The organism is Clostridium sp. HGF2, assembly GCF_964240115.1.
Taxonomy (GTDB): Bacteria; Bacillota_I; Bacilli_A; order Erysipelotrichales; family Erysipelotrichaceae; genus Clostridium_AQ; species Clostridium_AQ innocuum.
In genome coordinates this window covers 751653-765879 of the sequence record NZ_CAXSSO010000001.1, presented here as the reverse complement: position 1 = coordinate 765879, position 14227 = coordinate 751653, and the positions used below count along the sequence as shown (strand labels likewise).

General features: G+C 44.3%; 12 protein-coding genes and 1 tRNA gene. 3 read left to right on the top strand and 10 right to left on the bottom strand.

All coding sequences use genetic code 11. The features are described 5' to 3' along the window. Positions 1-267 precede the first annotated feature (267 nt). From ACESPQ_RS03665 to ACESPQ_RS03655, 3 genes are all read right to left on the bottom strand, one after another. Positions 268-353 (bottom strand) — tRNA-Leu (locus tag ACESPQ_RS03665). 569 nt (positions 354-922) lie between these two features. Beyond that, positions 923-1873, bottom strand: a complete 951-nt coding sequence (locus ACESPQ_RS03660; protein WP_008728985.1) for an aldose 1-epimerase — start codon at positions 1871-1873, stop codon at positions 923-925. A 357-nt stretch (positions 1874-2230) separates the two neighbouring features. Beyond that, positions 2231-3400: a galactokinase gene (locus ACESPQ_RS03655; protein ID WP_002607751.1), complete on the bottom strand. Its 1170-nt coding sequence runs from the start codon at positions 3398-3400 to the stop codon at positions 2231-2233. A gap of 421 nt (positions 3401-3821) precedes the next feature. Between ACESPQ_RS03655 and ACESPQ_RS03650 the strand changes: the two genes are divergently transcribed. Together ACESPQ_RS03650 and ACESPQ_RS03645 are read left to right on the top strand one after the other, a co-directional pair. Further along, positions 3822-4715 (top strand): helix-turn-helix transcriptional regulator, encoded by an 894-nt coding sequence (locus tag ACESPQ_RS03650; RefSeq protein WP_002607752.1) that lies wholly within the window; start codon positions 3822-3824, stop codon positions 4713-4715. Positions 4716-5051: 336 nt separating this feature from the next. Then, on the top strand, positions 5052-6236 hold the full coding sequence (locus ACESPQ_RS03645; RefSeq protein WP_002607753.1) for a hypothetical protein: 1185 nt from the start codon (positions 5052-5054) through the stop codon (positions 6234-6236). Positions 6237-6481: 245 nt separating this feature from the next. Here ACESPQ_RS03645 and ACESPQ_RS03640 read toward each other — a convergent pair whose 3' ends face one another. From ACESPQ_RS03640 to ACESPQ_RS03610, 7 genes are all read right to left on the bottom strand, one after another. Next, entirely contained in the window at positions 6482-6628 is a 147-nt protein-coding gene (locus ACESPQ_RS03640) for a hypothetical protein (protein WP_153903702.1), read from the bottom strand. Between the two features lie 145 nt (positions 6629-6773). After that, entirely contained in the window at positions 6774-7313 is a 540-nt protein-coding gene (locus ACESPQ_RS03635; RefSeq protein WP_002607754.1) for a cysteine hydrolase family protein, read from the bottom strand. Positions 7314-7382: 69 nt separating this feature from the next. Next, entirely contained in the window at positions 7383-8600 is a 1218-nt protein-coding gene (locus ACESPQ_RS03630; RefSeq protein ID WP_002607755.1) for an MFS transporter, read from the bottom strand. Between the two features lie 124 nt (positions 8601-8724). After that, entirely contained in the window at positions 8725-10917 is a 2193-nt protein-coding gene (locus ACESPQ_RS03625) for a sensor domain-containing phosphodiesterase (RefSeq protein WP_002607756.1), read from the bottom strand. A 126-nt stretch (positions 10918-11043) separates the two neighbouring features. Next, positions 11044-11574, bottom strand: a complete 531-nt coding sequence (locus ACESPQ_RS03620; RefSeq protein WP_002607757.1) for a GNAT family N-acetyltransferase — start codon at positions 11572-11574, stop codon at positions 11044-11046. Positions 11575-11696: 122 nt separating this feature from the next. Then, entirely contained in the window at positions 11697-12512 is an 816-nt protein-coding gene (locus ACESPQ_RS03615) for an alpha/beta hydrolase (protein WP_257333768.1), read from the bottom strand. 62 nt (positions 12513-12574) lie between these two features. Next, the gene (locus tag ACESPQ_RS03610; RefSeq protein WP_002607759.1) at positions 12575-12985 is read right to left on the bottom strand and encodes a PaaI family thioesterase; all 411 of its coding nucleotides are present in this window, start codon (positions 12983-12985) and stop codon (positions 12575-12577) included. 428 nt (positions 12986-13413) lie between these two features. Here ACESPQ_RS03610 and ACESPQ_RS03605 point away from each other — a divergent pair, with 428 nt between their 5' ends. Next, the gene (locus ACESPQ_RS03605; RefSeq protein ID WP_002607760.1) at positions 13414-14181 is read left to right on the top strand and encodes a DeoR/GlpR family DNA-binding transcription regulator; all 768 of its coding nucleotides are present in this window, start codon (positions 13414-13416) and stop codon (positions 14179-14181) included. Positions 14182-14227 lie beyond the last annotated feature (46 nt).

Genomic DNA, 14227 nt, shown 5'->3' with positions numbered 1-14227 from the left:
AGAGATTTGAACTCTCACGCGATTGCTCGCACTGCCGCCTGAAGACAGCGTGTCTGCCGTTCCACCACTCCTGCATGTTTCATGATGCTCAATTATAATACACTGAAAAAAATGATTTGTCTACCCCTAAATGGAAAAAAATCATTTTTTTACTTTACTTTCCCTGCAATGATTGCAAATGCTTGCAGGTATCCCATGTGTGCATGGCAGGACATATATTTTTCAAAACAAAAAAAGACGCTGATATAGAGCGTCTGACTCAACAAATGGTGCAGGAGAAGAGATTTGAACTCTCACGCGATTGCTCGCACTGCCGCCTGAAGACAGCGTGTCTGCCGTTCCACCACTCCTGCATGATTGAGTGCCCTACAATAATACACTAAAATCTTTATTTTGTCTACCTTAAAAACATATTTTCCCTATGAAATTTCATTTCGTTTTTCCTTACTATGATGCCTCCCCCTTGTCTGCATCATCTTACCGGATGATTTTATATGCTTCATTACCTTTTAAGCGCCAGTACCCTTTTAACCTGCGAATGCAATCACCATACGATAGCCGCTTATTCTCCAGTTTCTGCGTGTCTTTTATATAAGAAGACCTGTCTGCTTTTCTTTTATGAATTACCTAATGTTCAGAAATTTCAATAAAAGACATCAAAGAAGTTGACAGATCATGCAGTTTCACAGATTCTGTACAAAAGAACAGCCTGTGGAATGCAAGCTGTTCCATATTTATTGCGATAAAGCCAGTTGTTGAAGCATTCTTATGTTTCCTGCACGTTTTTCTTCTTCGCCAGTACTGCCTGTATGAGCATCTGCATTCAAAGAAAGCCCTATGCCTTCCTCTTTATCTATATTTTAAAGAAGGATACACGATATCTCTATTGCTTTCAAATTTTGATGCCGATGGTTGACCAGCTTTACATATGAGAAAAGGTATATACCGTTTTCTGCTTATACGGATGCCGTGCATCATAAAATGGATGCACTTCGGCATTCCTGATATTTACACCGTTTGGCAGGTCCTGTGTTTCCAGCGCCAGAGCGATAAATGCCTCTCCCCTTCGATGATGATTCAATACAAGATTCTCATCATCAAAATAATTTGCACTATACAAAACCAGAGAAGGCGCATCAGTAGTCATATCCAGACGTCTTCCACTTCCTGCATGATATAAGGTGATGCCGTTAGGCCCCAGCAAAAACGGCGTATCATATGCTCTGGTATATTGAAACTCGGGATGGCCAAGCTTATAGCGCTTTTGTATCGGTGTCAGATTCCGGAAATCAAAGGCACTTCCGGCTTCAATTTTCTCTTTTTCAAACGGATGTCCATCCGGATGAATTTTCAGTTTTTCCACACTGTCAATACGCAGGTCATGCTGCAATATGGATTCCCGCAAATTTCCCGACAGATTGAAATACATATGGGAAGTCATATTCATCAGCGATTTCTGCGGAGGTGTTCCATGGTATTCTATTATCAGATTGTTTCCACTGAGCCGATACCATATATCATAGCGGTAGGTACCCTGTGGAAATCCGTCCATGTCATGACGGCATTCCAGATGAAAATGCAGTGCCTGTTCCTCCTCTTCAACATGAAACAACTGTCTGGATATACCACCCGTACCACCATGCAGATGATGACAGCCGTTATTGATTGAAAGCTGATGAACGGTGTTCTCCATTGAATAGCTGCCATAGGCGATTCTTCCTGCCACCGGTGAGACGACTGCATTCAGATACGGCCCCTGCTGTCGCTCATAGTCCATGATATCGGGAAAAGCAGCGACCACATTCTCCATATTGCCGCTTCGATCCGAGGTTTTCAACTCCGTAATCACAGCACCGAAATTCAAAGCTGTCATATGTATAGCCTCATTCTGAATTGTATATGCATAAACAGCACCTTGTGAAAATTCTGCAACCTTTTTTTTCATGATTTACTCCATTTCTCTTTCGCATATTGCGCAGACACAAATATAAAAGGACAAATGCAGTGATATCCATGTGCATATTGCTGCATTGCACCTTCCTACACAATCGAAGCAAACGTACAGTTCATAGACCCGCAGCCTTCAGTACCTGTTTCAAATGATTTTCCATATATGCATGCAGCAAAGGATGTCCCCAGGAATACAGTCAGATGTTTCTAAAAACTTTCCACCCCGTTTTACATGACATTGCATTCTGTACCATTCCTCAGCAAAACGTAATCTCAGCCTTCACAGCTCCGCCAGTTTCCCTGCACCGTCACCAATGGATGCGATATAGAAATCCGGTTCATATCCGATTGCCTGTGTATACTCTCTGCGCACTGCAGCTGTGAAGTCCTCAATATCATCATTTCTGACAATTGCAATCGCACAGCCTCCAAATCCTGCTCCTGTCATCCGTGCCCCGATTGTCCCTGACTGGTTCCATGCACTTTCCACAAGCGTATCCAGTTCTATCCCGGTAACCTCATAATCATCACGCAGGGAGATATGAGAGGCATTCATCAAAGCACCAAATTCTTCAATATCGTTTTTTTCCAATGCCGCTATCGCTTTTTTCACACGTATGTTTTCCAGCACAGCATGACGGGCACGCTTTCTTTCCACCGGACTGGTGATGACGTGCTGCACCTTCTCAAATTCCGTTTCCTTCAGATCACATAAATTTTTAATCTTCACAACCGTTTGGATTTGGGAAAGCGCATGCTCACACTCAGCACGTCGTTCGTTATACTTGGAATCCGTCAGTCCGCGCTGCTTGTTGGTATTCATGATAATAATACTAGCCTGTTTTAGCTGAACGGGTGCATAGGTATATTCCAATGTGCCGGTATCCAGTGCGATCGCATGATCCTTTTTCCCCATTCCGATGATAAACTGATCCATGATACCACAGTTCATGCCGACAAACTGATTCTCTGCTTTTTGCGACAGCTTGATAATATCCAGCTTACTGATGGGAAGCTGAAAGGTTTCTTTCAGAATTGTTCCAGTCAGCACCTCCAGCGATGCACTGGAGGAAAGCCCTGCCCCGTTTGGTATGTTGCCTTCAATCAGTATGTTTAAACCACATGGAATTTCAAAGCCTTCCTGCTGCAGGAAGTACAGGACGCCTTTTACATAATTCGCCCAGTCATCCTTTTTATCATAGTGCAGCGTTTGCAATGCAACGTCAATAATCCCTTTCTCTTTAAAATTATTGGAAAATAAACGCATACACGAATCTGTTCGTTTTGAGACAACAGCATAGGTACCAAACGTGATGGCACATGGAAACACCATGCCGCCGTTATAGTCAGTATGCTCTCCAATCAGATTTACACGTCCCGGGGAAAAGAACAATGCCTCACCCGGTACCTCGAATATATCTGTAAATTCTTTAATCAATCGTTTTTTCATGAAGTATCCTCCTGATTAAGTCCCTGCTCAGATATACAGCCTTTTATGAGCAGGCATAGTGCTTTTTTATTGCTGAGAGACTCGCAGCACCACACCTTTCTTGAAGTGTGAACAGCTTGCGCATATCCATGCTTCTGCAGCCAACAACGGAATTGTATCCTGTTTGACAACATGCGCTGACCTTAGCTTTCATCAAAAGATGAACGCCTTGTCAAATCTGTTACGCCTGCTGCTGTGCAAAAGCATGAAAACGGTTACTCCTCATATACATCATAAGCTTTCCTAACCGCACAGACCTTAACTATCTTGATAAAAAACAGCATTATTTTAAGAATATCCCCTTATTTTTGATATCAAATGCGCCAAAAACAGGATTTTATAGTATGATAGATTATAATCATAATCAATACCGGAGGCAGATATGCAGATTATAACGGATGAAACAAAAAAAGAAATAAAGGCACATGGAAGTCACACATTCCCTTTGCTGGTCAGCTATGAGAAAATAACCGCTTACGATTCCGGTTCTTTTCTCTGGCACTGGCACCCGGAAATTGAAATGACACTGATCACCGGCGGAGAAATGCTGTACAGAATCAATCATCAGGAATACCATGTCAAAAAAGGGGATGCATTGTTCTGCAATGCAAATGCCCTGCATGCGGGAACCATGTATCATGAGCAGGATTGCACCTATATTTCCGTAACCTTCGATTCCAGACTTCTGTCCGGATTTGAAGGGAGTCTGATACACAGGAAATATGTGAAGCCGCTTGTGAATGACCTCTCCCTTTCCTCCTTCTGTTTTAACGGCAGTGCACCATGGCATTCTGCTATTACTGCCGCTATTCAGCACATTGCTCTGTACGATGAGGAAAAAGCGGATGCCTATGAATTGGCAATCCTGATGGAGCTTTATACGATATTAGAAACACTGCATCTCCATATGCATCCTGCACGCAAGCTTTCAACCTCTGATATGCTGAATTACGATAGAATCCGTACCATTCTGCTGTATGTGGAAAACAATTACAACCGCGAGCTCACCCTGCATGATATTGCAGGTCAGATTCATGTCTGTAAAAACGAATGCTGCAGAATCTTTAAGAGCTATATGCATCAGTCTCTGTTTGAGTTTATTCTGGAATTTCGAATTGAGAAAAGTATCGGCTTTCTCATGAACGGCTCTTATTCCGTTTCGGAAATTTCGCAGCTGTCCGGATTCAATGACTCCAACTATTTCTCACGGGCGTTTAAAAAGCAGAAGGGATGCTCCCCTCTACAATACAGGAAAAAAATGAAAACGCAAGGCTGAAGCCTTCTGTCTCGCTATGTGGATCTGGATGATTATGGTAAAGGAAGCGGGAAACGATTGAAAAAGGATTCCTTCTATTGGTATCAGCATGTCATTAAGACAAACGGTAAAGAGCTGTAAATCGAAGGAAAGTTTATGGTTATTTGATTCAGCATCCTATGCTGCACAAGAATGTATCTGCTGCTTGCTATAAAACTTTTGCATCCTACAAAAGAAGGCTATCCCTGCATATGTTGAGCCACTCCATGTATTTCCCTTTTTCATACAGATCGTCCTCTCTTGACATATTTTAGCTCAATGTTATGATAAAGAAAAAAATGGAAAGGAAGTGCTGTCATGAAATGTTCTGCCGGTATGCTGGATTTGCTGGAGGCACTTACGCTACCCGAGCAGCCTGTTTTATTTCTGAAGCTGACGATACAGCCCCATATCTGTATGGAAAGATTAAAGGATGCAGTTAGTCAGTGTATAGCGTTTCTGCCCGAGCTTGCTTTACGCTATGATAAAAAGCATAACTGCTGGAGGAAACAGAAGGACGATACTTTTTCTATGATTCAGGAGGTTGAAGACTTTGACTTTTCAAGCTGGGACATTGAGCACCATGCACAGCTCTGCATACAGATTATACATAAAGAACAGCAGGACCTTGTATGCATCGGATACAGTCATATTCTGTGTGACGGAGATGGAGCTACACAAATCCTTCGCCTGCTGACAGCCTGTTATCGCCAGGAGACTGTCTCCTTTCAAAACTGCCGAACCCCCGAATCCCTTCCGATCATAAAGCTGAAAAAAATAAAAACCAAAAGAAGAAAAACAATTCCTGCCGCACTTCCTTTTGCTCCCCATCCCCTGCATACCAGCGAGCTGCATCAAAGCATTCCACGAAAGCTGTTACAGCAAATTTGTCCATCTGCGTGTACAGTGAACGATGTTCTGCTATGTGCCTATGCCCAGACACTGCACAGCATCTCCGCAGCGAATGCCGTGACAATTCCCTGTCCGGTAAATCTTCGTTCCTATCTGCAGAAAAAGCCAAGCTGGTCCATTGCAAATTTCGTTGGAGATTTTCAGGTAACACTGCATGGTCTGGATCATCGCGACTGGCGGGAGCTGCTTGCGGATGTCCATCAACAAATGCAGGAGGAAAAGGCACGCTGTTCTGATCTGCATACCATACAGCTGTTACATCCGATTATGAAGCACCTTCCTCTTGCCGTCACAAAAGCTGTCGCAAAAGCAGGCTTTCACTCACCGGAAATCTCCTACACAAATCTGGGAAAGATCGATGCGGCATCCATCTATTTTAACGACTGCACGATTACGCAGCTGTATCTTCTGGGCAGAGCCCGCATATACCCGTCCTTTCAGATATCAGTCTCTACATGGAAGGATACCTGTACCTTAGCCTGTCATGTCACAGGAGACACGTTACAGCTAATGCATGCACAGAAAATTCTTACAACCATGTGTAGACTGCTGCATACATATGCCGGACAACCCGAATCAAAAACAGAATGACCTCTGCCATTCTGTTTTTCTATATGCAACTACGTTTCCACTTCATTATTCCACACACGATCTGCTATGTAAAAGACCTGTATACGTACAGAGGTTTCTCTCGGACATATCCATAGCAAAGCAGACTGCCGCTGCAAGCATTAAGCTAAAACGTACATACAGCATGTTGTCCTTCCATCTCTGCCATTTGAAATACTGTATTCTTCATCAAAACGAAATTGAGTCCTAAACAACTGAGAGTCGTATCACTTTTTGATAAATGTAATGATGACACAGCATGCCATGAATATGGCAGTAAGAAGCAGAATCCAATCGTTGTGTGTAAGCAGACTGCATACAGTTAATACAAATGCGGCTGCCATTATGATTCTGTAAAATACTTTCTCTTTCATTTTCAGCTTCCCTTTCTTTGATATATACAAACGGACTTGTCCAAGCATCCGGCAGGTAACGCCTTATCACGGCAGGCCTGAGACGATTGTCTTTCCCTTGCATCGCCTCGCGTTTTAAGCCCTCATCGACGCCACTTCTTCCCTGCTACCTGCAAAGCATATTCTGCTTGATCATTTCCAATGCCCTTTCAAAAGGTACGCATGATGCATATCGGTTCTTCCAAATAAAATTATTGTAATAATCATAGGTTTTCTTTGCCGGCATATAATCGTTATCCACCGTGCTGTTTGTGTAAGCAGGAACAATCATGTGAAATCCATGTTCAAATCCGCATATGATCGTTGCATTGATACAATACTCTGTCTGCAATCCTGCAATCATGATCGTATCCTCTCCTTTATCTCTTAAATATTCCGTCAGTCCTGTGTCTTTAAAAGCGCTGTTTACATTCTTATCAACTATTTTTTCTCCGCAAAGCGGCTTGAATTCATCGTATATGTCAAAGCCCTGTGCACCCTTTGTCAACGCATTTTCAGCACCATCATCGTGACGAACATACACCACCTCGACACCATGCCTTCTGGCTTGCGCTATCAATGTTTTTATGCGGCTTTCAAGAAGCTGAAATTCATATAATGCTTCATTCATAATCATTGTCTGCGTATCCACAATCAAAAGCACCATTTGTTTTCTCCATTCTCTCATAAAGACCGTAATGGCCTTTTTTCCCTTAACCTGATTATTCCTCTGCTATTATGCATTCTCACGATTTCGCCCGGAGCGCCTGTAATACCATATAGCTGCCAGCATGGAAATCAGAAAGAAGATACCCGCATACAAAAAGGATAACCGTGGTCCCGCTGCATAGATAAATCCTGCGAACAATGCCCCGGCGATCATCCCCAGACTTTTCATCGCATTGTAAAAGCCCATGACCATGCTGCTGTGCTCAGCACTGGATGCCGAAGCACAAAGATCCTGCAGTAAAGGGATATAAATAGCATTTAATGCAAAGAAGATGATATTGATAAGGATAAACGGCAGAATATCCTCCAGCATCGTTATGGCGATCAGCGTGACACCGGCTCCTCCCAGCACATAGATGACAGATTTCTTAACGTTGGTCCTCTTCATGATCCATACACAGATCGTAGTATTGGCAATCAGCGATATAAAGCCGACCACGGCCTTCAGCATACCGTTATAAGAGGAATTGAAATGAAATTGATCCTTAATAAAATAATTGAAATTCTGATCATATGCCGTTGTTGCCGTTGAGGTCAGAAAAACCGCAAAGAATAAAACAGCGAATGTCAGCGTCATAAAGCGACGGGCATCCAGAAATGCCTGAAACGGATTTGCTTCCTTCCATATGCTGACAGACCTGCCTGTTACCTCCCTATCCTCTCGCAGACATATCGCAAACAGCATACCGCACAGAATGAGGACACCGCTTTGCAATGCAAAGGTCAACGGAATGGAAACGACACCGGCAAACCCGCCGATCAGATAGCCGAAAGCCGCAAATACGGTCGTGAAGGTAGCGGATAACGCCAGATAGCGTCCCCTGTTCTCCATTGTGCTTGTATGAATGATATAGGTCAGAAAGCTGACCATAATACCACCGACAAAGAATCCCGATAAAAGGCGGGCAAGCATAATGGTGGGGAGTGTTTTCATGATGGCAAACAGCAGCTGTCCGATGCCGTAGCCCACACAGCAGATACCCAGAACCCGGCGGCTTCCCATACGCGTGACCTGCTTTGCCCAGAAGGGAGAAAACAGAAAATTGGTGAATGCCATACCGGCATACAGCATACCGAAGGAATAATCCGGTAGCTGAAGATTCTGAATGAGTGTCGGCGTAATCGGATGTGCAAAATTAGCAGCCAGACTCTCCAGAGCAACTGCGAAGAAAAACAGCTGCAAATGATATTTAGACAGAAATGATTTCATGGATGAATTGTTCATATATCGCTCCCACTTTCTACAACATGTCAAATCTTACTATGAATACGGTGGAAAATCAACTGAGAAACTACGTAAGCACATAAAAAACAGATGCCGGTTTCCAATGGAATGCATCTGCTTTTGCTTATTTCTGCTTAATATATTTCTGTTCAAACACAGAGACAGGAATCGGACGGTCGATTAAATACCCCTGCAGACCGTCACAGTCCAGCTGCTTTAAAATATCAAATTGCTCCTTTGTTTCGACTCCCTCCACAATCAGCTGCATCTGCAGATTGTGACAGATTTGAACAAGGGAGGATATCAGCATCTGTGAACGGCGGTTATTCTGCAAATCCTGCATCATACTGCGATCCAGCTTCAGCGTATCCAGCTGCGCATTGATAAATAAGGCCATATTGGAATAGCGTGCGCCGAAATCATCAATGGATATGGAATATCCCTGCCGTTTGATGCGCTCCATTATCATAATCAGAAATTCATTGTCCAGACTCTCGTCATTTTCTATGATTTCAATCTCCAGATACTGCTTGGGAACATTGTAGTTTCCCCAGATGCGTTCCAGTTCTCCCAGAAAATCCGCCATACGTAAGGTGTAGCGTGAAAAGTTCACACTCAGCGGTGTAAGTCTTCTGCCTTCCGCATGCCAGCGGCTGAGCAGTCTGCATACCTGTTCAAAAGCAAAGAAATCCACGTACCGGATCGTGCGTGCCTCCTCCAGAGATGGAATAAATTCATTGGGCATAATCAGGGTACCCGTTTCATCGTGATAACGAATCAGTGCCTCTCCTCCGATAAGCTCCTTTCTGAAATTCACCTTCGGCTGCAGATACACCTCAAAGCGCTGCTGTTCCAATGCCTGCATCAAGACGGAGCGGTCCGCAAGCTGCAAAACCGTATCGTTACAGCAGCGGTACCGGTTGGAATTTGGATTTTTCCGATAGAACTGCATTTTATCCTGATACATGTATTCATCTGCATCTGTTATCCTGGAGGATATATCCTGACAGGTGGATGTCCATATATGTCCGATTGCCCCCTTGCAATTCGCACTGCCGATGATTGCCTGCTTCAGAATTCCCACCTGCTCCAGAAATTCCTGTTCCTGCATTCCCTGAACAAACACAACGAATTCATCCCCGCCGATTCGATAGATGGCGCCGGTGTCAAACACCTTTTTCAATATGGATGCTCCTTCTGTCAGCACCTTATCTCCATAGGTATGTCCCAGATGGTCGTTGATATCCTTCAATCCGTTGATATCCATATAGACGATACCAAGGGGAATCTGCCTGCCATTGAGCTGATTCAGATCCTGAAGGTAGCGATTTCGATTATACACACCGGTTAAATCATCGTAATAGCTGTTATGCAGCAGGCGGTCGTTCAAATCCTTTTTCTCCATCGCCACACTCATGAAATAGCTGATGGTTTCCAGCATGGAGAAATTCCGCATATAGTCAGGTGCCGGATTATCCACACCGATAAATCCGATGCTTTTATTATTCTGAACGATCGGAGAAAGCGCAATGCTGTGTATATTCTGTACGTGCAGCACCTCATAGGTCTGTGGAAAGCTTTTCTGTATACGTTCCACATCCGGTATGGAAACATTTTTCCCCTGCTCGATAAAATCCTTCCAGATTGCGAGCAGCTCAACATCCATATTCTGACAGAATTCCATGGATGATTCCACACCATCGCTGCACCACTCATAGGTGTTGTTCATACATCCGTTCTGCAGCTCAAACACATAGGCGCGCTCTGCATGCATGAATTCACCGATTTCTTTCAACAGCTGATCCATATAGCTCTGCATATCATTGGATATATACATCAGACGGATACAGGACACGGTTTTCATTTCCATCTGCAGAGCCAGATTCAGACGCTCATGCTCCAGTTCCAGATTCTGACGAATCCTCATCATATCCTCAACATCGGTATAAACGACATAAACGACCGGTATGCCGTCGATCTGTTCTTCCGCAAAGGTACCGGTCATATGAATCCGCAGACAGCTCCCTCCTTTTACAGGAAGGCGGCAGAAGCATTCGTACTGCTGACTTTTGTTTCGATATGCATGCTCAACAATTTCCTTCAGCTTTTCAAAATCCTTTGGAGTCTGCTGAAAAAACAAGGTCGCGCTGTCATGAAACAGGATGTGATATTCCTCTTCACTGTATCCGCACATCGTATAAAACGTATCATTTGCCCATAATGTTGAAAACTCTTCATTGAGAAGATATTTACACACGCCGATGCGCATGGCACCGAGCTGGTTTTCCGTATCTTCCTTCCAAATTTGTGTATTCATCGTATCATCCTTTTTCTACTATCCCTTGCTTTTTATAAACAGCATACATCCGCATATGTAATCCATATACCGGAAGTCTTCCTATGCTTGTAACGTTTTGCGAAAGGCTTCCCTGCGGCCATGCTATCATCCATTCAGGTAGCTGATGAAATCCTTTTGATACAGGACATAATCAACTGAGGACTGCTGTCTTCCCAACTGATCTGTCCAGGAATTTTCATTCACCCGCACTCTGGTAAAGCCAAGCTGCTCATACACATGCTGTGCTCTTGTATTGTTCAGATTCACAAACAGGATAATCCTGTGACAGCCTTGCTCATGAAAGAGGGAGGATATCAGCATACTCAACAGAACTTTTCCGATTCCCTTGTTCTGCCGGGAAGCATCGCATAGCTTAATGCCTATGGCAGCTGTTGCATCAGCTTTCCATCGCACACTCATTTCGCCAATCGCGATATCGTCCATTTCTATCATCAATAAGCGATGGGATGTATCGCAGTTTTTTATCGTTTCCGCAATTTCCTGCACCGTTTCCCCTGTACCGTTTGGAAATCCTGCATGTGCCATCACCCTGCCATCATTCCACCATTGTGCAAGCTGCCCGGCATCCTGCACTACAGCATCCCGTATGGTTGAGTTTTGATATCTAAGCAGCATCTTCGTCCTCCAAGCAGTATATACGCTTATTACATGTGCAGGCATTTCTGCATACCGCTTTCATAGTGTCAGTTCTATTGTATACCGTTTTTTCCATAAAGGATACTTTTTTAAAAAAATCTTTACAGAATTGCATTTATCCACGTTTCCAGAAGGCTCATCCAGCCTTCGCATTCCGGCTGCAGCTTCTCTCCGTCGGCTCGCTGACTCAGTCTGCCGGCTGTAGACAGGCCATGTGCACCTTTATCATACATATGAAATTCACACAGCACACCCTTCTTTACCAAGGCAGAGGCAAACAGCAGAGAATTTTGTACGGAAACCGTTGGATCGGTATAGGTATGCCACAGAAAGGTTCTGGGTACATCCTTATGTACCTGCAGCTCCAGTGATACATGGTTTCGCAGCTGCTCATCCTCCGCATGCTCCTGCAATAGATTTTGTATGCTTTCCTCATGTGCATAGGCACCGGCAGTGATAACGGGATAGCATAGAATCTGGGCAAACGGACGCAGGTCCGTTCTCTGAATATATTGTGTGATTATCGGCTGATTCCAGTTTATACCAAGACTCGCCGCAAGATGTCCCCCTGCTGAGCAGCCCATAAGAAAGATACGGTCCTGACGGATATTCCAAGCCGTGCAGTTATCCTTCAACAGCTGAAACGCCGCCGCAGCCTCAAGCAGTGCCCGGGGATAGGCAGCCGGAGCACAGGAATAACGAAGCACGGCTACCTGCAAGCCCAGGGCATTTAACCGTATGGCAAGCGGTTCCGCCTCCCGATCGCTGGTATAGCGGTATGCACCGCCGGGCATCAGCAGCACTGCCGGACGCCTTGTGCTGTTCAACAGCTCCTTTGATGCATCCATAAAATACGTCTGCAGGACTGCTCCTGTTGCTTTTCCCTGCAGCTGTATCTGAATCGTTTCTGTACGCATACGCTCCTCCTATACAAAAAGCCGGATATCTCCAGCAGATATTTCTTTTATTCCCTGCTTCCCTAGCGATATCGTTCCTGATCGAGAAAGAACATCGTAAAGGTTGCCCGTGACAGCAAAACATCTTCGTCATTGAAAATAAAAACCTCGTAAACTCCGGTCGTTCTGCCGGCTGATATTTTCTGTGCGATTCCGATCAGCTTGCCGCCTCTTCCCGGCTTGATATAATTGATCGTACCGGACAAGGTAACGCTGTCCCGACCCGAGGTAAAGCTCGCTGCCCCGGCTGCGGTATCTGCGAGAGAATAGAGTGCACCACCGTGTACAAAGCCATGTACATTCAAAATCTGTTCATCAATGATCATCTCAACCTTCGCATAGCCTTCCTTCACCTCCACGACCTGCATATCGTTGCTTTGCAGATATTGAGAAGAGGAATTCAGGCGCTTCTTTAATTCATCCATTGTTTCCATGGGAAAGTCTCCTTTTTTACATAATACAATACCTTCTGTATGCTCATCATTATACCACGATGACCTGAAAAAGCGCAGCTATTTACAAGTCCGATAACAAAAAACAGATGTTACTGAGTTACTTTTAAAAACAAGCAAAGCATACAGCAGGAAGCGCATGATTCATTATTGGAGAAGAAAATCCAATCATGCTCTATGTACAGGACAGTGCATGTGTTTTCGTCTTGCAGCACCGTAATCCGTGCGGTTACCTTCGGCATTTCATGTATCTGCATGCATTTCACCGAAAGGCATCTTCCTGCCGTTTTGAGAACAGCGAATTCTATCTCTGATTTTATTGTACCTACCTCGCAGATCCCCGCCTTATGCGAAGTCTATTGACATCCGGAAAAATATCTGATAGTGTCTTACTGACAGGAGGTGATCCTATGCTGACAAAAGAGCGCTTCTTTCGCATACTGGAGCTACTCGATCATAAATCATTCATTACAATACAGGAGCTGATGGAGGTTTTAAACGCAAGCAAATCCACAGTCAACCGCGATCTGATCGAGCTGGAAAAGCAGGGATTGATCCAACGGGAGCGCGGCGGTGCTATAAAAAAAGAAATGCCTGCGACACTCAGCAGTTATCGGGAGCTGCCCGTTATGGATAAAGAACATATTCACAGTGCACAAAAGGATATGATCTGCGCACAGGCAGCAGCTATCGTAAAGGACGGGGATTGTGTGTATGTGGATTCCGGTACGACCCCCAGCTATCTGATTCCATATATTGCAGGTAAAAACATCAAGCTTGTCACCTCCAGCATTTATGCATTACGCAAGCTGCCTGCCTCCTTTCCCGGCGAGCTTTTTCTGATTGGCGGAAAATACGACATGCGTTATGATATGAGTGTCGGTTACCTTACAACCGAGCATATACGTAAATTCCATTTTGACCATGCCTTCTTCAGTGCAAGCGGTGTTGAGCTGGATTCTCAGGAGGTTCTGGCTATTGATTTCACGATAAGTGAAGTGAAAAGCACCGTGCTGCAGCGCTCTCGCTCCTCCCATCTTCTGATTGACGATTCCAAGCTTTCCATACGGGCACTTTGTACATGGGCTGTGCTGTCTGATTTTCAGGATGTATACATCAATGCCTTTGAGGCCATGCGGGATATGGAGCTGCCGCAGCATTTCATCATTTGTAAATAGAACTCATTGCAGTTCTTTTTTTTTACGCTGTCATACAGTGGTAAAA